Genomic DNA, 20,098 nt, shown 5'->3' with positions numbered 1-20,098 from the left:
ACTGGATTTGAAACACCGTACCCCGTAAAGGTCACTGATGACAAATTTGATGAATGTTCAGACCCCATGGTTCATCCCGCTTTGGCGCCGCATTGTCCTTGTGTGCGTTTGCCTTGCTTGGGGTTTGGCCGAATTCCTGATGGGCAATCCCGGCTGGTCCCTGCTGTTCGCGGCCTTGGGGCTTTATTGCGCCTACCAGTTCTTTGTCGTTTTCGACCCGAAAGATCCGGCTTCAGAGGATAAGGACGACACTTAGGCCGGGTTTAGCCCCGGCCTGAGTGCGACAGTGTTCCAGCTTAACCACCGCAGAGGTGGGTGTCGGCCGGGGTTGCCTGCAAGAGCGCATAAAAGCTCTTCCCCACCGCGAAGGAACCACCCGCCTCAGACGGATGGGACGGTTTTGTCCGGGTTGAGAATCCCATGAGGATCGAGCGCCTGTTTGATCGCGCGCATCATGTCCAGGGCAACGCCATTCTTGCGGCGGGACATGCTGGGAAGTTTCGATATCCCGATGCCGTGCTCGGCGGAGAAACTGCCGCCCAAAGACAGAACGACGTCTTCGACCGCCTCCATGACCGGGTCCTTATGCGCAGCGTCCGAGATCCAGACAACGTAGTGGATGTTCCCGTCGCCAAGGTGCGCCACGGTCATGTCGCGGGCCTGCCCATCGACAACCGCGATGGCCTCTGCTGCCATCTTGAGGAAGGTGCCGACCTTGTCCAGCGGCACGGCCACATCATTCAACACCAGCGGGGTTTGCGACAGGGAGACCTCGGCCGCCGCTTCGCGCATGGACCAGAAGGCCTGACGTTGCGCTTCTGATCCGGCGACAACGGCGTCAGTGACAAGGCCATCCTCGAACAGCCCGCCGAGCACCTCCTCAAGATATGAGGACAGCGGAACGGCGCCATCCGGCCCGGGTGTCGTGTCCCGTGGCGCGGTCGCCCCCAGTTCCACGAGGATGTTCACATCATGACCCGTGTCGAACGGCTCACGCGCTTCGGGATGCATTTTGGTATAAGTTTCAATATAGGCGCGCGGCATGTATTCAAAGGCTTCGACCGCGCCGCCGGTCATCTCTTGCAGCCGGTTAAGCAGGATCAGCGCATCGTCCAGCGTCGGTGTCGCCACCATCGCCGTGGCAAAAGCGCCCGGGGTTGCCACCAGCTTCACCACCGCACGGGTGATGATGCCCAGCGTCCCTTCGGAGCCGATCAGCAGGTGTCGCAGGTCGTAACCGGTGTTGTTCTTGTGCAGCTCGCTCATCAGATCGACCACGCGCCCATCGGCCAGAACCGCTTCGAGCCCCAGCACCAGATCGCGCGTATTGCCATAGCGCAGGACGTTCGAGCCGCCTGCGTTCGTGGCCAGCATGCCGCCCAGCCGGGCCGAGCCTTTTGCGCCGAACGTCATGGGGAACGTCAGGCCATGCTCCGCCACCGCGTCATGCAGGTTGGACAGGATGACACCAGCGCCGACGCGGGCAAGACGCGCATCGGGACGGATCTCTTCGATCTGGTCGAGCCGGTCCAGCGACAGCATCAGCGCGCCTTCGGCCTTTGTGCCGCCAGACAGCCCGGTATGGCCGGTGACAGGCACAACCGGCATCCGCGCCGCATGGGCCAGGCGCATGACCTCGGACACTTCGGCGGTCGAGGCAGGACGCGCCACGGCCAGCGGGGTCCAGCTGTACTGGCCGACCCAATCCCGCGACCAGGGGGCCATATCCACCCCGGTCAGCACATAGTGCACACCCAGAGCTGCGCGCAGATCATCCAGCAACACCGCGCTCATTGCGGCACCGCAAATGTCAAAGAGGCCCAGCGGCTTTCCCAGGCAGGTCCGTCGTTTTCCACCGGAATCTCCAGCATCTCTACCGCGTCCACGAGGTAGGCGTGGCCAGGATGGACCTCGACCACGGCGCGACCCGTGTCATCGGTGCGGTAATACCGAATGTCCACAGTGCCATCAGGCGCCTTTTCGAACAGTTCAACCTGCGTGTTCTTGCGCGGCGCCCCGTTGTGCAGAACGCGCACCGGAAAACCGTCAGACACATCGTCGGTGTAGGGGTTAGCCTCTGCCACGATCTCGGTCACGAGACCGACCTCCAGGTCGCTCCCCGCGCCATCGCCCAGCGCCATCAGGCTCTTGGCATAGCGGGTGTAGCGCTCGCGGATCACATCGGGATCAAGCCCCCGCGTGTCATGGGCAACGCAGGCCCATTTAATATCCTTGTGGTCGCAAAACCGCTCGAACGTCGCGCGGTCCTTGTAGGTCAGCGCGTAGTCGCGGGTCACATGCACCACCGTGGCCAGCCCTTCGCGGTCCAGCACCATGTTCAGCGCGGGCTTGTCGCCGGCGCGGCCATCGACCTCGATCACCTCGCCGTCAACGATCACGTCAAAGCGGCGAAAGTTCGGCGGCACATAGCTGAAAGACGATCCCTCCAGCTTGTCCCCCACCTTGAGCTGCGCCACCAGCGGCGCGTCGGGCGCGACCTGGTAGGCCTCCGGTTCAATCCAAAATTCATGAGCGCTGGCCGAAGCCGAGCACAGCACCGACATCACAGCGGCACAGCCCCAAATCATCTGGCGCATGAAAACTCCTCCCCAGCCCGGTCAGGGCCTCTTTTGACCTGTCAAACCCCGGTCTGAAGCCTGCGCTCCAGATCCTTGGCCAGGCTCTTCATTCGTTCGCGGAACTTGCTTTCCACTCCGCCCTTGGCCAGCTTCAGCGATTGCACCAAAAGACGGGCGGACAGGGTCGTTGGTGCCAGGTCCACTGTGACACCTATCCTTGTGCGCGTCCGGGACAAGGCCATCACGTCCAGCACCATCTGCACGTTCAGACCGCCACTGGCGGAATCGAACACCATCCGTTCCGGCGGTTGATACTCAGACAGCACGATATCGGCCTGACGCTTTTTCCCACGAAAGCTAAAGCCCGCGCGCCACGACATGCCCTCGGCCGGCCCGGTTGCGGGACCGGAGGTGCGCTGCACATCCGCGCCCCGGCGCAAGGCCTGACGTTCGACTGTTTCAAAGTCCGACAGGGCCGCGAAGACCTTATCCATGGGGGCGTCGATGTCTTCTTTGGCAGTCAGTTGCATGGCTCGGCCTCAATGGGTGCGCAAAACGCGTCAAATTGTTTAAATACCATCACGTTAAGGACCATACCGCGCCCGATCCGTCAATCCAAACGATCCGCCAGCCAGTTGCGAAGCAGGAAATGCGCGATGGCCCCCTTGCGGGCAGGCAAAATGTCATCGCGCAGACCGGCCGTGGCATCGGCGACCTCCTCACGGGTCAGCCAGAGGGCGTCCTCGATCTCTGCCGGGTCAAGCGTGATCTTTTCGCTGGTGGCCTCCCCGTGGCAGCCGAACATCAGCGACGAGGGAAAGGGCCAGGGCTGGCTGGCAAGGTAGCGCACAGGACCGACGCGAATGCCTGCCTCCTCGTAGACTTCGCGGCGCACGGCGGCCTCGATGGTTTCGCCCGGCTCGACAAAGCCCGCAAGGCAGGAATACATCCCCTCCGGCCATCCGGGGGAGCGCCCCAGCAAGCAGCGATTGCCGTGCGTGATCAACATGATGACCACCGGATCGGTGCGCGGAAAATGCGAGGCCCCGCAGGCGGCGCAGCTGCGTTGCCACCCGGCCTGAGACACCTCAGAGGCCGTTCCGCAGCGGGCACAGAACCCGTGGCTTGCGTGCCAGCCGTGGATGGCCCGGGCCGTGGCCGCCAGCTCTGCCTCGCGCGGGGTAAGCCGCGTCATGATACGGCGCAGCTCGGCAAACCGCCCCTCCGGGCAAGCGGGATGCACCTGCTCGGTGGGGTCCGTGAAGGCCCCCAGCGCGGCGGCGTCGACCTCTTCCGGCTCCCACGTCGACACATCCGCCGCCCAGACAAGCCGGTCTTCGCGGCCCAACAAAACCGGCGGACGCACAACATCGTCAAGCATCGGGTGATCCATCGGCAGACGCAAAAGCCGCGCGTCTTCGCCTGCGACCAACGGCTTGCCCCGCCACAGCACGACCGCTTCTCCGGGGGCGGACAAAGCCTGCGCATCGCCGCGGATCTCTGCCGCCCGATCCAGCGCACCGCCGCCGAATGTCACCGTTTCCGCATGTCGCATGGTCACCCCCCGTTTACCTCGCCCGTTGTGCCCACCGCCTTACAAAAATGCAATCTCCACGCGGACTTCCGCGTTTCCGCGAGGGCATGCCCGGATTTGTCACAAATACGTGTGGAAATCATGCAATCTGTCCGGACCAAATATGACAGGGGCGATTCCATGACCGACCGACACCTCACTCTCAGCCGCCGCCAATTCCTTGCCGGAACCACTGCGGGCGCGGCCCTCATTACATTGCACCCCTATTCCGCGCGGGCTGCCACCAATCAGGTGCACCTTCGGATCATGGAAACCACGGACATCCACGTCCACGTCTGGCCTTACGACTATTATGCCGACAAGGAAGTGGACACCGTAGGCCTGTCCCGCACGGCGTCCATCATCGACGGCATCCGCGCAGAGGCTACCAACACACTGCTGGTGGACAATGGCGATTTCCTTCAGGGCAACCCGATGGGCGATTACATGGCCTACGAACGGGGCATGAAAGAGGGCGACCTTCACCCGATCATCAAAGCGATGAATACCGTGGGCTATGACGCCGCCACCATTGGCAACCATGAATTCAACTATGGCATTCCGTTTCTGGAAAAGACCATTGCCGGCGCGGACTTCCCCATCGTTCTTGCCAACATCGCCAAGAGCGAGGGCAGCGATCCCACCAAGGACGAGACCCTGTTCAAACCCTACGTGATCCTGGATCGCCAACTGACGGATGGCGCGGGCAACACCCATCCGATAAAGGTCGGTCTGATCGGGTTCACCCCGCCGCAGGTCATGCAGTGGGACGCCAAGCACCTCACCGGCAACGTCACCGCCCGCGACATCGTCCAGACCGCCGAGGCCTACGTCCCGCAGATGCGCGAGGAAGGGGCAGAGATCATCATCGCGCTGTCCCACTCCGGCATCGGGTCGGCGAATGCCGAGGAGGGAATGGAAAATGCCTCCGTGCCGCTGGCCGCCGTTGACGGGATCGACGCGCTCGTGACGGGGCATTCGCACCTTGTCTTCCCCTCCCCCACCTATGCGGACTTCGCCGCCGTCGATGCCGAAAGCGGATTGATCCACGGCAAACCCGCTGTGATGGGCGGTTTCTGGGGCTCTCACCTTGGGCTGATCGATCTGCTGCTGGAACGCGACGGCAATGCCTGGCGCGTGGTGTCGTCAACGACCGAGGCGCGGCCGATCTCACAGCGCGGAGAGGACCGCTCCGTCACCGCGCTGGTCGAGGACGACCCAGCCGTGCTCGACGCCACCCGCGCCGACCACGAAGCGACGCTTGAGTATATTCGCCGGGCAGTGGGCAAGACCGATGCGCCGCTCTACAGCTACTTTGCCCTGGTGGCCGATGACCCGTCGGTGCAGATCGTGAGCAATGCACAGACCTGGTACATTTCGCAGATGCTGGCGGGCACGGAGTACGCCGCGCTGCCGATCCTGTCGGCGGCGGCCCCGTTCAAGGCAGGCGGGCGTGGCGGGCCAGAGTATTACACCGACGTGGGCAAAGGCGACGTCGCAATCAAGAACGTGTCGGACCTGTACCTGTACCCCAACACCGTACGCGCGGTGAAGGTCACCGGCGCCGAGGTAAAGGACTGGCTGGAACGCTCTGCCGGCATGTTCAATCAGGTGGAGGCAGGCGCGACCGATGCGCCGCTGCTGAACCCGGACTTTCCATCCTACAACTTCGATGTGATGGATGGCGTGACCTACCAGATCGACCTGTCGCAACCGTCCAAATTTGACCGCGAAGGCGAAGTGATACACCCGGACGCCGCGCGGATCGTGAATCTGCAATACAACGGCACACCCATCGACCCGGCGCAGGAATTCATCGTGGCGACCAACAACTACCGCGCCTCCGGCGGCGGCAGCTTTCCCGGAGCCAAGGGCGACAGCATCGTGTTCGAAGGGCCGGACACCAACCGCGATGTCATCGTGCGCTACATCGTGGAACAAGGCACGGTCAGCCCTGCGGCAGATGCCAATTGGTCCTTTGCGCCGATGGACGGCACCACCGTCGTTTTTGAAACCGGTCCAAAAGCGCGGGACTACCTGCAAGACCTGAAGGCCGCAGATATCGAGGACGCGGGCGACGGCGCCGATGGCTTTGCGCTTTTCCGCATCAACCTCTGATCTATGTTGCCGGGTCCGTGGCCCGGCGACCCGTGCGGGGGCCAGCCCCCGCGCACCCGAAGTCTTTTTCGAAGCAAAGAGCCACAAGGGCTCGCATCCCGACCCCAGGTGGCTGGTTGTTCGGTTTGAAACGGCTTAGGTCTTCGCATGCTACACATGTGAGGACCTACAATGCCCTATGACGCCGTGATCTTTGATCTGGATGGCACGCTGCTGGACACCGAGGCGCTGGCCATGCGTGCGGGGGAAATCGCGGCGCAGCGATTGGATCTGCCATGGACCGCCGCGTTTTTTCATTCGCTGATCGGGGGCGACAGCATTGTCGCAGAAGCCAAGCTTGCGGCGCAATTCGGCGCACAGAACATGCCTGGCTTCCACCTCGCATGGCGGGACGCCCATGACGATCTGGTTTCGGACGGTGTGCCGGTCAAACCGACCGCTTTGGACCTGCTGGATCGGCTGGAGGCGCGCGGGACGCCGTTTGCAGTGGCCACCTCCTCGCACCACGAAAGCGCGGTGCATAAGCTGGGGGCCTCGGGTCTGGCCCCGCGTATTGCGACGCTGATCACTCGCGATTGCGTCACACATGCGAAACCGCACCCAGAGCCGTACCTCACCGCCGCCGCCCGATTGGGGGTCGCGGCCACGCGCTGTTTGGCGTTCGAAGATAGCACGCCGGGCGCGCGGGCCGCGCGGGCGGCTGGCATGACGGTGGTCGTGGTCCCGGATATGGCCGAAGTGGAAGATGGGCACGCGCACCACACAGCCGCCACATTGATGGAGGGTGCGCGCGCGGCTGGACTGCACTGAGCGTTAAAGCTGTGCCTGGTATAGTTTGACGGTGAGGCCGCCAAAGGCCACTGGCGGGCCTGCGGTCAGTTTCAGCCCCGTTGCCTTTGCCAGCCCGCCATCTGAGGTGACCATGCCCAGCCGCCAGCCATGGAACCGCTCCTGGAGCACCGCGCCAAACGCGCCGTAAAGGCCAAAGAGCAGCTTGCGGTTGCCAATCCGTGCGCCATAGGGCGGGTTGACCATGACGAGGCCGGGTCGGCCCTCGGGCCGTGACAGATCACTGACCGCCGCACGGGTGAACTGGCACAGGTCAGCGACATGGCCGCGCGCGGCATTTGCCTCAGCCCCTCTGATCGCGCCATCGTCGCGGTCGGAGCCATAGAACCGCAGGTCGGTGTCGCGACGGGTGGCTGCCTCGGCTTTCATGGCAGCAAAGGCGTCTGCGTCAAAGCTTGGCAGCGCCTCGAAGCCAAAGCTGCGCTCAGCCCCCGGCGCCATGCCAGCCGCCCAGCGCGCCGCTTCGATCACAAACGTGCCGGAGCCGCACATGGGATCGACCACCGGCACATCTCCGGCATATCCCGCCTGTCGCAGGAACAACGCAGCCAGGGTTTCCCGCAACGGCGCTTTACCTGTCGCTTCCTTGTAGCCGCGACGGTGCAGAAGCTCACCGGAGGTGTCCATGGAAAACGTCACGAGGTCATCCTCGATCCGCACCATGATGCGCAGGCTGCCTTCGGGGGAGACCTTGCCGCCGAAGGATTCGATGGCGCCGGCCACACGCGCGCGCGCAGCCCTGTCATGGTAGATCTTGGAGTTGCGGCAGGTCACGTCGACACGACATTCGGCACCGGCGGGCAGCACCGCGCCCCAGTCGAGCTTTGTGGCACGTTTGTCCAACTGCGCGAGGTGAAACGCGCGAAATTGGGCGAAGCGCACCAACACGCGGGAGGCTCCGCGCAGTGTGAGGTTGGCGCGCCATATCTCGGGCCAGTCCCCTTGAAACGTCACGCCGCCTTGGGCGACTTCGGGCGCAGCGAATCCAGCCTCTGTCACCTCTTGCAGCAACAGCGGTTCCAACCCCGGTGGGGCGCTCAGAAAGATCTCGAATGGGGTATCCATCCCCTGCTCATAGCCGATCCCACGGTCGCGTCCAGCCCGCCCCTTGCAATCGGTCGCCACAGGCCCTAAATACCCCGTCGAGAGGTTGTGCGGGCAGGCGCTTCGCCAACTCGGTCAGGTCCGGAAGGAAGCAGCCGTAACGATTCCCGCTTGGGTCGTTGCAATCTCTCACCCAGAAAGCCCCGGTCCTCGCGCCGGGGCTTTTGCGTTTTCAAGGCGAATGCAGTGCCGGCCCCGATCAGGCTCGACCTCCGTGGCGCACGAAGGGCACCGCACCCCGATCTGCCTGAAGAGCCCAGTCCAATTGCCGCGAATCAGCAATTGTTTGGGGAAAAAACGAGCGCAAACGGTCTTGCGCCTCATCCGGGGCGTCGCCCGCTTCGATCATCAGCCGCAAAAGCACCATACTGCACAGGCCGCTGCCATCTGGCGCATGCAGCATGACCCGTCCCCCACCCAGCAGCGCCCGTCGCGCCTGCGCGGAGACCTGCGGCCAGGTCGTGCGCAGGGTCGTGGCGGGATCGTCGTCGTTCGACACATCCAGATGCACCCAGCGGCTGCCCTTGTCCTGCACATCCTGGGACAGGCCATGTGACCCGGCAGCGACCAGCTCTGCCGGCGTCGCAATGCAGATCACAAGGGCGGGCCGCCAACTGGCAAGGTGGTCAAGGTCGCCGTGGTAGTCGCCCCCGGTGCCCGGCAGGGATGAGAACACGACAATCCCGCCGCTTACAGGCAACGCGTGCATGACGACAGCCTCGCCGTTCTCGCGCGCGATCTGACTGCTGTTCGATGACATGTGCCCTCCGATCCGCTGGAAACGATTTGCGAGGACAGCCTACACGCACCGCCGAACTTGCACAGCGATTCGCACCGCCCGCATCATAGGCTCTCCGCGCCGAAGGTGTCGCAGGCTGCCGGATCGCCGGATTGGTAGCCCTTGGAAAACCACGTTTGCCGCTGCTCTGATGTCCCATGGGTGTAGCTGTGGGGGTTTGGCACCCGCCCCGCGCGGCGCGCGAGGTAATCGTCGCCAATGCGTTGCGCGGCATTCAGCGCTTCGTCGATATCTCCCGGCTCCAGCAGGCCGCTGACAGATTGCGCCCAGACACCCGACAGACAATCCGCCTGCAACTCCAGCCGCACGGTCAGCGCATTGGCCTCACGCTCGGAGGTTTGCTGCCGCGCGGCGTTCACCTGAGGCAAAATACCCAATTCGTTTTGCACGTGGTGTGCGACCTCATGGGCGATCACATAGGCCTGCGCAAAGTCACCCCCTGCGCCCAGTTCAGATCGCATGAAGGCAAAGAATTCGGTGTCCAGATAGGCTTTCTCGTCGACCGGGCAGTAGAACGGACCTGTCGCGCCGGACGCCCCGCCGCAGGGCGACTGCGTCACGCCGGAAAACAACACCAGAACGGGCGGTTCGTAAGGCTCACCAAAGGCGTCGGGGAAGATCTCGGTCCAGACCTGTTCGGTCGTGGCCAGAACCTGACCGCTGAATTCGCCGGCCTGCACCTCGGATTGCGTCAACTCGCGCGTCTGCTGTTGCTGTGGCGCGCCGCCCCCTCCCAGCAAAGGCGTCACGTCGATTCCGGTGAAATAGCCGATGGCCAACACAATCAACACACCGCCAATCCCAAGCCCGCCAACCGCAGCGCCGCCGCCGCCGCGCCCCCGCCGATCCTCTACATTCCGGCTCGACCGGACGCCTCTCAACCGCATGATGCATTCTCCCTGTTTGATCCCCAACCCCGGGACGCGCGCCCGGTTCCCTGCGGCTCTTGCGATCCTGCGCGCCGGATCATAGCTTGGCGCCGACCCAGAAGGAATCCGCATGTCCGATCAGCCCGCCTATCAGGTGCTCGCCCGCAAGTACCGTCCCGAGACCTTTGCCGACCTCGTCGGGCAGGAGGCCATGGTGCGCACGCTGAAAAATGCCTTTGCGGCAGATCGTATCGCGCAGGCCTTTATCATGACGGGCATCCGCGGCACGGGTAAGACGACAACCGCGCGGATCATCGCCAAGGGCATGAACTGCATCGGCCCGGACGGCAACGGCACCCCGACCACAGAGCCTTGCGGCCAGTGCGAACATTGCGTTGCCATCATGGAAGGCCGCCACGTCGACGTGATGGAGATGGACGCCGCCTCGCGCACCGGCGTTGGTGACATCCGCGAGATCATCGATTCGGTGCACTATCGGGCGGCCTCGGCCCGCTACAAGATCTACATCATCGACGAAGTTCACATGCTGTCGAAAAGCGCCTTCAACGCCTTGTTGAAAACGCTCGAAGAGCCGCCCGCGCATGTGAAATTCATCTTTGCCACGACGGAAATCCGGCAGGTGCCGGTCACGGTTCTGTCGCGCTGCCAACGCTTTGATCTGCGCCGCATCGAGCCGGAGATCATGCTGACTCTGCTGCAAAAAATCGCCAAGGCCGAGCAGGCGGAGATCACCGACGAGGCTCTGGCCCTCGTCACCCGCGCCGCCGAAGGGTCCGCGCGGGATGCGACCTCGTTGCTGGATCAGGCGATTTCCCACGGCGCAGGCGAAACCACTGCCGATCAGGTGCGCGCCATGCTGGGCCTTGCGGACCGGGGCCGGACCATGGACCTGTTCGAGCGCATCATGCGGGGCGATGCCGCAGGCGCGCTGAACGAACTGGCGGCGCAGTATTCCGACGGGGCCGACCCGCTTGCCGTATTGCGCGATCTCGCAGAGCTGGCGCATTGGATTTCCGTGGTCAAGATCACGCCCGAGGCCGCTGAGGATCCGACGATATCGCCCGACGAGCGCGCGCGCGGGCAGGCCTTTGCCGATGGGCTTGGCCAGCGGTCGCTGGGCCGGGCGTGGCAGATGCTGCTGAAGGCGATCGAGGAGGTGTCCAATGCGCCCTCCGCCATCATGGCAGCCGAAATGGCGATCATCCGTCTGACACATGTGTCCGACCTGCCCACGCCCGAAGAGCTGATCAAGAAGCTGCAAGACACGCCGCAGCCGCCCATGCCCTCCGGCCCCGGCGGGGGTGGCGGCGGACAGCATCATCAAGGCAGCACGCAGGCCTACGGCGGCCCTGCCCCGACGCATCCCGGCCCGTCTGGTCCATCCGCCTCTGGTGCGCAGACCGCCGTGGCCGTGGCGCGCGAACAAGCCCTGGCGCAGTATCCGACCTTTGATCACGTGCTCGACCTGATCCGCACCCACCGCGACGTGAAACTGCTGGTGGAGGTCGAGGGCTGCGTGCGCCTTGCCGCCTATCAACCCGGCCGGATCGAATTCACGCCGACCAATAACGCCGACCCGGCACTGGCCTCCAAGCTGGGAACAGCCCTGCAACGCTGGACCGGCAGCCGCTGGGCGGTCACGGTGGTTAACGATTGCGATACCCAAACCGTGGTAGAGGTCCGAGAGGCCGCTGACCGCGCGCTGAAACACGAGGCAAGCCAGCACCCGCTGGTGCAGGCCGCTCTGGCCGCCTTTCCCAAGGCCAAGATCACCAGCATCCGAACCCAGGCGGAGGCGGAAGCCGAAGCTCAAGAGGACGCGCTGGCCGAGGTCGAAGACGAATGGGACCCCTTCGACGACGATTGACCCCGTGGTCATTCAGGCCCACCAAACGGGCGAATGCAGCATGAATCGGCGGTTTCATGCGCCCCGAAGCTGTACTGAATGACAACTGCCCTGTCGCTGCGTACACTCTTCAAATAACAAAGCTCTGACAGGAGCCGGATCGAGAACAGGAGCGGACAGGGTCATGCCATTGGAGCAGGTGCACCGCGCGTTTTCAAACAATGTCACCCCCGGCGCACAGCCGTCGGAGTCCCTCAGCCCTCTGGATGACTGCCCTCCTGAAAATGGCCCGGGCCTTTTGTTCTTTTCCGGTGGCAGCGCATTGCGCGACATCTCGCAGCACCTGCCGAGTATCACCAGAAATTCCGTGCACATGGTAACGCCCTTTGACGGCGGAGGCAGCTCCCAGCTATTGCGCGATGCCCTGGACATCCCCGCCGTTGGCGACCTGCGCAGCCGTCTGGTGACCCTGGCCGAACCCGGCCCGGCGGCGGACTTCATGGCGCATCGCCTGCCGAAAACCGATGTCTCCGGCGCAGAGATTGCCCAGCTGCGTCGCCTGTCTCATCCTTTGCTGCGCGCCATTCCCGGCCCCACGCGCCAGATCCTGGCAACCGACCTGGACACTGCCCTGCGCCACCTGCCGCCGGGGTTCGACTTCTCCAATGCCAGCATTGGCAATCTCGTGATCGCGGGAGGCTGGTTGGCGCAAGGCGGCCCCTTGACCACTGTTCTGGCCCGCCTCAGCCGCGTGTTACAGGTGCGCGGCACCCTGCGCGCGGTCAGCGATGCCAACCTTCATATTGGCGCCGAACTGCGCGACGGGCGTGTGCTGCATTCTCAACGGCTGCTGACCGGCAAGGAGGTCGCGCCGCTCGACAGCCCCATCACCCGGCTGTTCCTGTCGGACGGCACATCGCAACTGCCTGCCAGCGCAGCCCCGCTTGGGGCCGTGAACCAAGACCTGATCGCCAAAGCAGAGCTGATCTGCTTTGCGCCCGGCAGCCTGTACACCTCTCTGGTGGCGAGCTTGCTGCCATCAGGCACAGGCCGCGCCATCGCCGCCAGCGCAGTGCCAAAGGTCTACCTGCCCGCGCTCGGCCACGACCCGGAGGCCCTTGGTCACACTCTGGCCGACCGTGTGGACGCCCTGCTGTCCCCCTTGCGACAGGACGCGGGCCCGCTGCCTGCCACTGCGTTCCTGAGCCATGTGATCTGCGACCAACGGCAACCGCTTGACGATTGCGACGAGGTCTCTCGCCGCCACCAGATCCCCTGCCTGCTCCTGCAGTTGGCGGATCCGACATCAACCCGCTACGACCCCGCGCGGATCACCGCCCTGCTGAGCCGCATGGCCGCGCCTTCCTCTTGCCCCACAGCGCCGCACCTGCGATAAACTGCGCCCAACAGGGCCACCCCGGCCCGGCACAGGAGAGACACGGATGTTCAAGGGCCTCGGAAACCTCGGCGACATGGCCAAGATGATGCAGTCTGCCAAGGAAATGCAGGGCAAGGTCACCCAGCTTCAGGACGACCTGAAGGCGATGACAGTGACCGGCGAAAGCGGCGCGGGTCTGGTCAAGGCGACGGCCACTGCAAAGGGCGAGCTGACCGGGTTGGATATCGACCCCTCGATCTTTGTCCCCTCGGAAAAGGAAGTGGCCGAAGACCTGATCCTTGCCGCGGTCAAGGACGCGCAGGCCAAGGCACAGGTCAAAGCCGAAGAGGAAATGCGCAAGCTCTCCGAGGAGATGGGCCTGCCCGCAGACATGAAGCTGCCGTTCTGATCCGACAGGAGGCGCGAGCGGGACCGTCTTGCGCCTCTCTCCACCGCGTCATGCGCTCCTTTGTGGCAGGTGCGACAGACTGGCGTGCGCCATGGCAAAACACGCCAATCGCGATACATCGCGGATAAGATTTTCCCCACGACTGAGGACGCGTTGCGGCGACCATACGGTCGCTCCATGACCGTCCAAGTGAACCGAGGCTGTGCCGCGTGAAAGACCCCAACCCCATCGACAAGTTGATCGACCTGATGGCGCGCCTGCCCGGTCTTGGCCCGCGCTCCGCCCGGCGCGCGGTGCTGTACCTGATCCGCAAGCGCGGTCAGCTCTTGCATCCACTGGCCGAGGCCATGGCAGAGGTCGCCGCAACCGCACGGGAATGCCTGAACTGCGGCAATGTGGCCAGCGCCGACATATGTCCGATCTGCACCAACGACAGCCGGCAGAACGGCATTCTTTGCGTGGTCGAAGACGTGGCCGACCTATGGGCGATGGAGCGCAGCGGCGTGTTTCGCGGCCGCTATCACGTGCTGGGCGGAACGCTGTCCGCGCTGGACGGCATCGGCCCGGAGGAGCTGCGCATCCCGCGGCTCAAGGACCGCCTGTCCACCGAACGCGTAACCGAAGTCATCCTTGCGCTCAACGCCACAATCGACGGCCAGACCACGGCGCATTACATCGCCGACCAGCTTGAGGGCCGCGTGGAATTGACGTCTCTGGCACAAGGTGTGCCGATTGGTGGCGAGCTGGATTACCTCGACGACGGCACCATCACCGCCGCCCTGAACGCGCGTAAACGATTGTAAGTCCACAACATGCAAAAGGGCGACCCCCAGGATCGCCCTTGAAATTGTCAGCCGCAATTCAAATTGTCAGCCGCAATCGCCTCATGGCTGCTCGTCTTCGTCCTTGTCGTCACCCGGCAAGTTGAAGAAGCTGTCCGCGTCCGAATAGTCGGCGTTGTCCTTCTTGTCCTCGTCGTCGTCATCGCGCGGATCGGAGAGAGAGAAGCTTTCCAGACCTTCCATGTTCGACGGCAGGCGCTGTTCGGAGCTGTCCATCTCAAGGCTCTGCTCGGTGGATACCAGCTTGCGGCGCTCGTCATCGGTCATGACCTTGCCGAGGTCTTTCGACGCTTTGGCAACGGCGGCGTCCAGCTCGGACTGCTTGCACAGGCCCAGCGCAACGGGGTCGATCGGTTGCATGTTCTGGATGTTCCAGTGCGTGCGCTCGCGGATCGTCTGAATGGTCGGCTTCGTGGTGCCCACCAGCTTGGCGATCTGGCTGTCCGCCAGCTCAGGGTGGAACTTCACCAGCCAAAGGATCGAGTTCGGACGGTCCTGACGCTTTGACAAAGGCGTGTAGCGCGGGCCGCGACGCTTGTCTTCGTCGACGGCGGCCGCGTTGAATTTGACCTTCATCTTGTAGAAGGAATCCTTTTCCGCCTTGTCGATCTCTTCCTGCACCAGCTGGTTGTTGGCGACCGGGTCAAACCCCTTCACGCCAACGGCCACGTCGCCATCGGCGATGCCCTGGATCTCCAGCTCGTGAAAGCCGCTGAAATCGGCGATCTGCTTGAAGGTCAGCGTGGTGTTGTCCACCAACCAAACGGCGGTTGCCTTCGGATGCAGCAGCTTGGACATATCAATTCTCCTATGCACGGACAAACGGCCAAATCTACTCCGCCCCCCAAAACCGCCTTTCGGGGCCTCGGGATGCCTCGGATCAACTCCGGGGCGGGTTACCGTTGTCGGGAAACTCGCGGTGTATATAGTGCCGACAAAGTCAAAAGGAAACGGAAAAATGCGCCGTCTGTGCCTCGCTGCCCTTCTCTGCTTGCCTCTGCCTGCCTTGGCTGACGGCGAAAAGGCCGGAAAATTCGATTATTTTGTCATGGCTCTGTCGTGGTCGCCCAACTGGTGCGCGCTGGAGGGAGATGCGCGCAATTCACCGCAATGTGACGAGGATCACGGTTGGGTCTTGCATGGGTTGTGGCCGCAGTATCATCGTGGCTGGCCGAGCTACTGCCCGACGGTTGAACGCGCACCGTCGCGGGCGCAGACCTCGGAGATGGCCGACATCATGGGCACGGGTGGTCTGGCCTGGCACCAGTGGAAAAAGCATGGCGTTTGCACGGGGCTTTCTGCCAGTCAGTATTACGATCTCTCCCGTGAAGCGTATGGCAGCGTCACCCGGCCGGAGATCTTTCGCAAGCTGGACGACGCCGTGACCCTGCCCGCATCCGTGGTCGAAGATGCGTTTATGGAAGCCAATCCAAGCCTTGAGGCAGATATGGTCACGGTCACCTGTCGCGACCGCTACATCCAGGAGGTGCGTGTCTGCCTGTCCAAAGATCTGGAGCCGGTGCCCTGCGGACGCGATGCGATCAAGGACTGCACCATGAAGGACGCCATGTTCATGCCCATCCGCTGACTGCGATATCAGTCTTGAGTGTGGCAAACACGCGCGTCCTGGAACGCGCGCATCACCTCAAAACCTGTATCCGAAGCGGGCCACTTCCTGAGCGCAGATATGGGCCACAACCTCCTGTGTCTGCGCGTCATAATAGTCCTGATAGCGGGGGCCCCGATCCGAGGCATTCAGATGTGCGACGTCTGGGCGGAAACCGATATGCTGCGCCAACTTGTCCAGATCCTCGTCCAGATGCTCCAGACGCAAAAACAGACCGCAGCGCTGGCCTGACACATCTTCGGTGTAGCTTTCGTACGGGTTGCGCACGATGACCCGTGCCGTGTCGGGATGGGTCACAAAGCCCGTAAATGTTTCGGACTGAGCCAGGCGCACCTGCGGGTGCGCAAAACTCTGGGCCCGCAGCCAATGGTAATAGCTTACCATGCGGTCCCAAGGGTTGCGCACGACACAGAAAACGAACAGCCTGTTAAGGTCCGCCTCGGGGAGAACCCCGGAAATATCGCGCAAGGTCGCGTGTTTCCAAAGCCGCCCCGCCGCGCGGTGTTGCAGCTTTCTGACGCGCCCGCGACGCTTAACGGCCTTTTCGGTGTCGCCAATCAGAATGTCATCCGCCATGGCCCGCGCCTCCAATGCCGCTGCAAGAGACGTGCCCCCGGTCTTTGGAATGTGGACGAAGATGTAGCCCCGGCCCGGCGAGATGATCATTGGTGCCTCCCATGGGGCGAAGTCATTGCGCCCAGCGCAACCTGATGTCACAGCGCGAGATCGGCTCTTTCAACTGCCGCCCAAGTGACGCAATAATCTTACGTGACAAAGTGGGAGGCAAACATGGGCTGGATGAAAGACGAAACCGGACTGGAACGCAACGCGGCGAATTTCGTACCGCTGACGCCGTTGTCCTTCCTGCAACGCGCGGTGCAGATCTGGCCGGATCACACCGCAGTGGTCTACGGCCCCATCCGGCGCAGTTATGTCGACTACACGACCCGCGTGACGCGGCTGGCCTCGGCGCTGCACAAGGCGGGCGTGGCCCCTGGCGACGTGGTGGCGACCATCCTGCCGAACATCCCCGCACAGGCAGAGGCGCATTTCGGCGTGCCGGCCTGTGGCGCGGTGCTCAACACCATCAACACGCGGCTCGACGCGGATACCATCGCCTATATCCTCGACCACGGAGAGGCGAAGGTCGTTTTGTGCGATCCGCAGTTCGTGCCAACTCTCGCCACCGCGCTGGAGATCATGGAAAGCGATGCCCCCATGATCATCGAAGTCGCTGACGACCACGCCGGAGTGCATTCAGGTGGGCATTACACCGAGTACGAGGCGTTTCTGGCCACGGGCGATCTGGATTTCAAATGGATCATGCCGGAAGACGAATGGGAGAGCATCGCGCTCAATTACACCTCCGGCACCACGGGGCGGCCCAAGGGCGTCGTGTACCACCACCGAGGCGCACATCTGAACGCCATGGGGCAGGTGCTGTCGTGGCGGATCACGCTGCACCCGATCTATCTGACCATCGTTCCCCTGTTCCACTGCAACGGCTGGTGCCACACTTGGATGATGCCTGCCGTGGGAGGGACGGTCGTGTGCTGCCGCGACATTCGCGCCGACGCGATTTTCAATGCCATTGCAGACGAGGGCGTGACCCATTTCGGCGGTGCGCCCATCGTGCTGAACACGCTTATCAATGCCCCCGCCGACCAAAAGCGCAGCTTTGACCATACGGTCGAGGTCTTTACCGCCGGCGCGCCCCCTGCCCCGGCGACCCTCGCCGCGATCGAGCCGCTTGGGTTCAACATCACGCATGTTTACGGGCTGACGGAAACCTACGGCCCTGCCACCGAATGCACATGGCAATCGCAGTGGGATCACACCGTGGGCGAAGAACGCGCTGCGCTGAAGTCCCGCCAAGGGGTTGCCATGCCCTTTATCGAGCCGATGGAAATTCTGGATGACGACGGCAAACCGATCCTGCGCGATGGCGAGGCGCGCGGTGAGATCGTGTTCAAAGGCAATGGCGTCATGAAGGGCTACCTGAAGAACCCGCGCGCCACGCGCGAGGCATTCGAAGGCGGCGTCTTTCACTCTGGCGATATCGCGGTGATGTACCCGGACAACTACCTGAAGATCGCCGACCGCGCGAAGGACATCATCATCTCTGGTGGAGAGAATATTTCGTCCGTCGAGGTGGAAAGCACGCTGATGAGCCATGACGCCGTGCTGCTATGCGCCGTGGTGGCAAAGCCGGACGAGACATGGGGCGAAGTTCCCTGTGCCTTTGTCGAGTTGAAAGACAACCACACCGCCACGGCGGAGGAGTTGATTGCCCACACACGGCACCGCCTGGCGGGCTTCAAATGTCCCAAGACGGTGGTGTTTCAGGAGTTGCCCAAGACCTCGACCGGGAAGATCCAGAAATTCGAGCTGCGCACTATCGCACGTAACATGTGACAAGCCCCGGTCTGAAAACGCTTTGGACAGGCGCGCGCCCACTCTCTAAAGTTTAGGAACAGATCTTGATTCAATCCGGAGTTATTTGCATGAAACGCCTTTTCGCAACCGCCCTGGGCGCCGCCGCCATACTCTCGCTGTCGGCCTCCCTTGCCTTGGCAGAAGACATGATGGATGCCGAGACGATCACCGCTTTCGTCACCGGCAAGACCTATGAGGGCATCAACCCCGAAAGCGGCGAAAAGGTCGCCTCTGTCGTGTACCACGCCGATGGCACCTCCACCTTGTGGATGGCCGTCGAAGGGTCGGCTGACGAGCCAGGCAGCTACCGGATCGAGGGTAACACCTACTGCACCCGTTACCTGAACTTCCGCGAGAATTCGGAAAACTGCTTTACCCTCTCGCCGTTGGACGACGGGCGCGCGCAGGCATGGTACACTGATGGCCGCAAGGCGCTGATCCTTGCTCCAATCGAGATGCCGGACCGGTTCCAATAATCCGATCAACCGTGGGGGCGTGAGTCTGATCTCGCCCGCTCCCTGACGGCATCAGATTGCGCCCCGTCGCGCCCGCGTGCTATCGTGCAGCCTGATCCAGAGGCAGAGCAGCACGCCCGCATGACCGCACTGACACAGTTTACACGGCTGGAGGCCACCGGTCTCTGGCGCCCCGATGCGGAGTCGCAGCGGCGAGAAGTGATCGTGTCCCTCGGGGATGCCACGCTGACCATGACCTCGATCCGCGGCGACGTGTTGGCGCATTGGTCGCTGGGGGCCGTGATGCGCGCCAATGGAAGTCAAATTCCTGCCATATACCACCCTGACACCGCCCCTGAAGAGACGCTTGAACTCGGCGCTGGCGAGCAGGAGATGATCGGCGGCCTGGACCGCCTGCTGAAGGTCATCGACCGCCGCCGCCCGCGTCCTGGCAAGCTGCGCTTTTTGTTGTCCGGATCAATGATTGCCATCGTGGGCGCGCTGAGCGTCTTTTGGCTGCCCGATGCGCTGGCGCGTTACGCGACAAATGTCGTGCCCACTGTCAAACGGGCCGAAATCGGTACGCGGCTGCTGGAACACATCACACATCTTACCGGGCAGGCCTGCTCGACACCGGATGCGCGGGAACCGTTGCGGCGGCTTTCCGAACGGGTGCAGCCGTCTGGCAGTGTCGTGATCCTGCCCAGCGGCAGTTTCACAAGCGTGCACCTGCCGGGACGGATCATTGTGCTCAACAGCAGGGTGCTTGAGGATTACGAAGACCCCGACGTCGCAGCCGGATTTGCACTGGTGGAGGCCGTCCGGGCCGATGCCTCCGATCCCTTGGGCGACTTGCTGTATGACGCAGGCCTGATCGCCTCCTTGCGGTTGCTGACCACCGGCGCGCTGCCGGACAGTGCCCTTGCCGATTATGCCGAAGACATCATGACCGAAACGCCGAGCTACCCGGCACCGGAAACGCTGTTGCCAGCCTTCGCCAAGGCGGAGTTGCGGTCGACACCCTTTGCCTACGCGGTGGATGTCACCGGGGAACGCACCTTGCCACTGATCGAGGCCGACCCGCGCCGCGACGAAGGCTCCCGCACCGTGCTGTCAGACGCTGATTGGGTGCGGTTGCAAGGCATTTGCGGCGGCTGATCGAGAGAGCTTCGTATATGCAAAAAGCCCCGCAC

Annotated in this window: 20 protein-coding genes and 1 other RNA gene; 12 read left to right on the top strand and 9 right to left on the bottom strand. The window is 63.2% G+C overall.

Going from position 1 to position 20,098, the window contains the following annotated elements; genetic code table 11:
- Positions 1–37: 37 nt before the first annotated feature.
- Positions 38–256 carry a hypothetical protein gene (locus J4E08_RS08045; RefSeq protein WP_349538033.1) on the top strand — a complete coding sequence of 73 codons (219 nt, stop codon included), beginning with the start codon at positions 38–40 and terminating at the stop codon, positions 254–256.
- 125 nt (positions 257–381) lie between these two features.
- On the opposite strand, the gene J4E08_RS08040 is transcribed toward J4E08_RS08045, so the two are convergent.
- From J4E08_RS08040 to nudC, 4 genes are all read right to left on the bottom strand, one after another.
- The gene (locus J4E08_RS08040; protein WP_349538032.1) at positions 382–1,794 is read right to left on the bottom strand and encodes an FAD-binding oxidoreductase; all 1,413 of its coding nucleotides are present in this window, start codon (positions 1,792–1,794) and stop codon (positions 382–384) included.
- Positions 1,791–2,597: a DUF4198 domain-containing protein gene (locus J4E08_RS08035; RefSeq protein WP_349538031.1), complete on the bottom strand. Its 807-nt coding sequence runs from the start codon at positions 2,595–2,597 to the stop codon at positions 1,791–1,793. Before J4E08_RS08035 ends, J4E08_RS08040 begins: the two co-directional genes overlap by 4 nt.
- 41 nt (positions 2,598–2,638) lie before the next feature.
- Complete coding sequence (locus J4E08_RS08030; RefSeq protein ID WP_349538030.1) at positions 2,639–3,109, bottom strand: SRPBCC family protein; 471 nt, start codon at positions 3,107–3,109, stop codon at positions 2,639–2,641.
- Positions 3,110–3,189: 80 nt separating this feature from the next.
- The gene (nudC, locus tag J4E08_RS08025; protein ID WP_349538029.1) at positions 3,190–4,134 is read right to left on the bottom strand and encodes an NAD(+) diphosphatase; all 945 of its coding nucleotides are present in this window, start codon (positions 4,132–4,134) and stop codon (positions 3,190–3,192) included.
- A gap of 159 nt (positions 4,135–4,293) precedes the next feature.
- Here nudC and J4E08_RS08020 point away from each other — a divergent pair, with 159 nt between their 5' ends.
- Together J4E08_RS08020 and J4E08_RS08015 are read left to right on the top strand one after the other, a co-directional pair.
- Entirely contained in the window at positions 4,294–6,270 is a 1,977-nt protein-coding gene (locus J4E08_RS08020; protein WP_349538028.1) for a bifunctional 2',3'-cyclic-nucleotide 2'-phosphodiesterase/3'-nucleotidase, read from the top strand.
- 171 nt (positions 6,271–6,441) lie between these two features.
- Positions 6,442–7,080, top strand: coding sequence for an HAD family hydrolase (locus J4E08_RS08015; RefSeq protein ID WP_349538027.1), 639 nt, complete (start codon positions 6,442–6,444; stop codon positions 7,078–7,080).
- A 3-nt stretch (positions 7,081–7,083) separates the two neighbouring features.
- Here the strand turns inward: J4E08_RS08015 and J4E08_RS08010 are convergent, their stop codons facing one another.
- Entirely contained in the window at positions 7,084–8,184 is a 1,101-nt protein-coding gene (locus J4E08_RS08010; protein ID WP_349538026.1) for a THUMP domain-containing class I SAM-dependent RNA methyltransferase, read from the bottom strand.
- A gap of 76 nt (positions 8,185–8,260) precedes the next feature.
- Here J4E08_RS08010 and ffs point away from each other — a divergent pair.
- An RNA gene (gene ffs, locus J4E08_RS08005) (signal recognition particle sRNA small type) lies at positions 8,261–8,360 on the top strand.
- 62 nt (positions 8,361–8,422) lie between these two features.
- On the opposite strand, the gene J4E08_RS08000 is transcribed toward ffs, so the two are convergent.
- Positions 8,423–8,983, bottom strand: coding sequence for a protein-tyrosine phosphatase family protein (locus J4E08_RS08000; RefSeq protein WP_349538025.1), 561 nt, complete (start codon positions 8,981–8,983; stop codon positions 8,423–8,425).
- A gap of 83 nt (positions 8,984–9,066) precedes the next feature.
- Positions 9,067–9,909, bottom strand: a complete 843-nt coding sequence (gene ypfJ / locus J4E08_RS07995; protein WP_349538024.1) for a KPN_02809 family neutral zinc metallopeptidase — start codon at positions 9,907–9,909, stop codon at positions 9,067–9,069.
- 112 nt (positions 9,910–10,021) lie between these two features.
- Here ypfJ and J4E08_RS07990 point away from each other — a divergent pair, with 112 nt between their 5' ends.
- The 4 genes from J4E08_RS07990 to recR all read left to right on the top strand — a co-directional run bounded on the left by J4E08_RS07990 (position 10,022) and on the right by recR (position 14,348).
- On the top strand, positions 10,022–11,779 hold the full coding sequence (locus tag J4E08_RS07990; RefSeq protein WP_349538023.1) for a DNA polymerase III subunit gamma/tau: 1,758 nt from the start codon (positions 10,022–10,024) through the stop codon (positions 11,777–11,779).
- Positions 11,780–11,942: 163 nt separating this feature from the next.
- The gene (locus J4E08_RS07985; protein ID WP_349538022.1) at positions 11,943–13,154 is read left to right on the top strand and encodes a GAK system CofD-like protein; all 1,212 of its coding nucleotides are present in this window, start codon (positions 11,943–11,945) and stop codon (positions 13,152–13,154) included.
- A 46-nt stretch (positions 13,155–13,200) separates the two neighbouring features.
- Positions 13,201–13,545 (top strand): YbaB/EbfC family nucleoid-associated protein, encoded by a 345-nt coding sequence (locus J4E08_RS07980; protein WP_183963894.1) that lies wholly within the window; start codon positions 13,201–13,203, stop codon positions 13,543–13,545.
- 209 nt (positions 13,546–13,754) lie between these two features.
- Positions 13,755–14,348: a recombination mediator RecR gene (gene recR / locus J4E08_RS07975; protein WP_183963896.1), complete on the top strand. Its 594-nt coding sequence runs from the start codon at positions 13,755–13,757 to the stop codon at positions 14,346–14,348.
- Between the two features lie 81 nt (positions 14,349–14,429).
- On the opposite strand, the gene J4E08_RS07970 is transcribed toward recR, so the two are convergent.
- On the bottom strand, positions 14,430–15,185 hold the full coding sequence (locus tag J4E08_RS07970) for a DUF1013 domain-containing protein (RefSeq protein WP_183963898.1): 756 nt from the start codon (positions 15,183–15,185) through the stop codon (positions 14,430–14,432).
- A gap of 160 nt (positions 15,186–15,345) precedes the next feature.
- Here J4E08_RS07970 and J4E08_RS07965 point away from each other — a divergent pair, with 160 nt between their 5' ends.
- On the top strand, positions 15,346–15,975 hold the full coding sequence (locus tag J4E08_RS07965) for a ribonuclease T2 family protein (protein WP_349538021.1): 630 nt from the start codon (positions 15,346–15,348) through the stop codon (positions 15,973–15,975).
- 57 nt (positions 15,976–16,032) lie between these two features.
- Here J4E08_RS07965 and J4E08_RS07960 read toward each other — a convergent pair whose 3' ends face one another.
- Complete coding sequence (locus J4E08_RS07960; protein WP_349538020.1) at positions 16,033–16,680, bottom strand: sulfotransferase family 2 domain-containing protein; 648 nt, start codon at positions 16,678–16,680, stop codon at positions 16,033–16,035.
- 123 nt (positions 16,681–16,803) lie between these two features.
- Here J4E08_RS07960 and J4E08_RS07955 point away from each other — a divergent pair, with 123 nt between their 5' ends.
- The 3 genes from J4E08_RS07955 to J4E08_RS07945 all read left to right on the top strand — a co-directional run bounded on the left by J4E08_RS07955 (position 16,804) and on the right by J4E08_RS07945 (position 20,063).
- A complete protein-coding gene (locus tag J4E08_RS07955) occupies positions 16,804–18,429 on the top strand; it encodes an AMP-binding protein (protein ID WP_349538019.1) in 1,626 nt (541 codons plus the stop codon).
- Positions 18,430–18,518: 89 nt separating this feature from the next.
- Positions 18,519–18,926 (top strand): hypothetical protein, encoded by a 408-nt coding sequence (locus J4E08_RS07950; RefSeq protein ID WP_349538018.1) that lies wholly within the window; start codon positions 18,519–18,521, stop codon positions 18,924–18,926.
- Between the two features lie 120 nt (positions 18,927–19,046).
- Entirely contained in the window at positions 19,047–20,063 is a 1,017-nt protein-coding gene (locus J4E08_RS07945) for a hypothetical protein (protein WP_349538016.1), read from the top strand.
- Positions 20,064–20,098: the final 35 nt, after the last annotated feature.

Source organism: Sagittula sp. NFXS13 (genome assembly GCF_040148795.1).
Lineage (GTDB): Bacteria > Pseudomonadota > Alphaproteobacteria > Rhodobacterales > Rhodobacteraceae > Sagittula > Sagittula marina.
The sequence above is the reverse complement of the archived record's forward strand: the minus strand, read 5'-3'. Positions and strand labels throughout refer to the sequence as shown.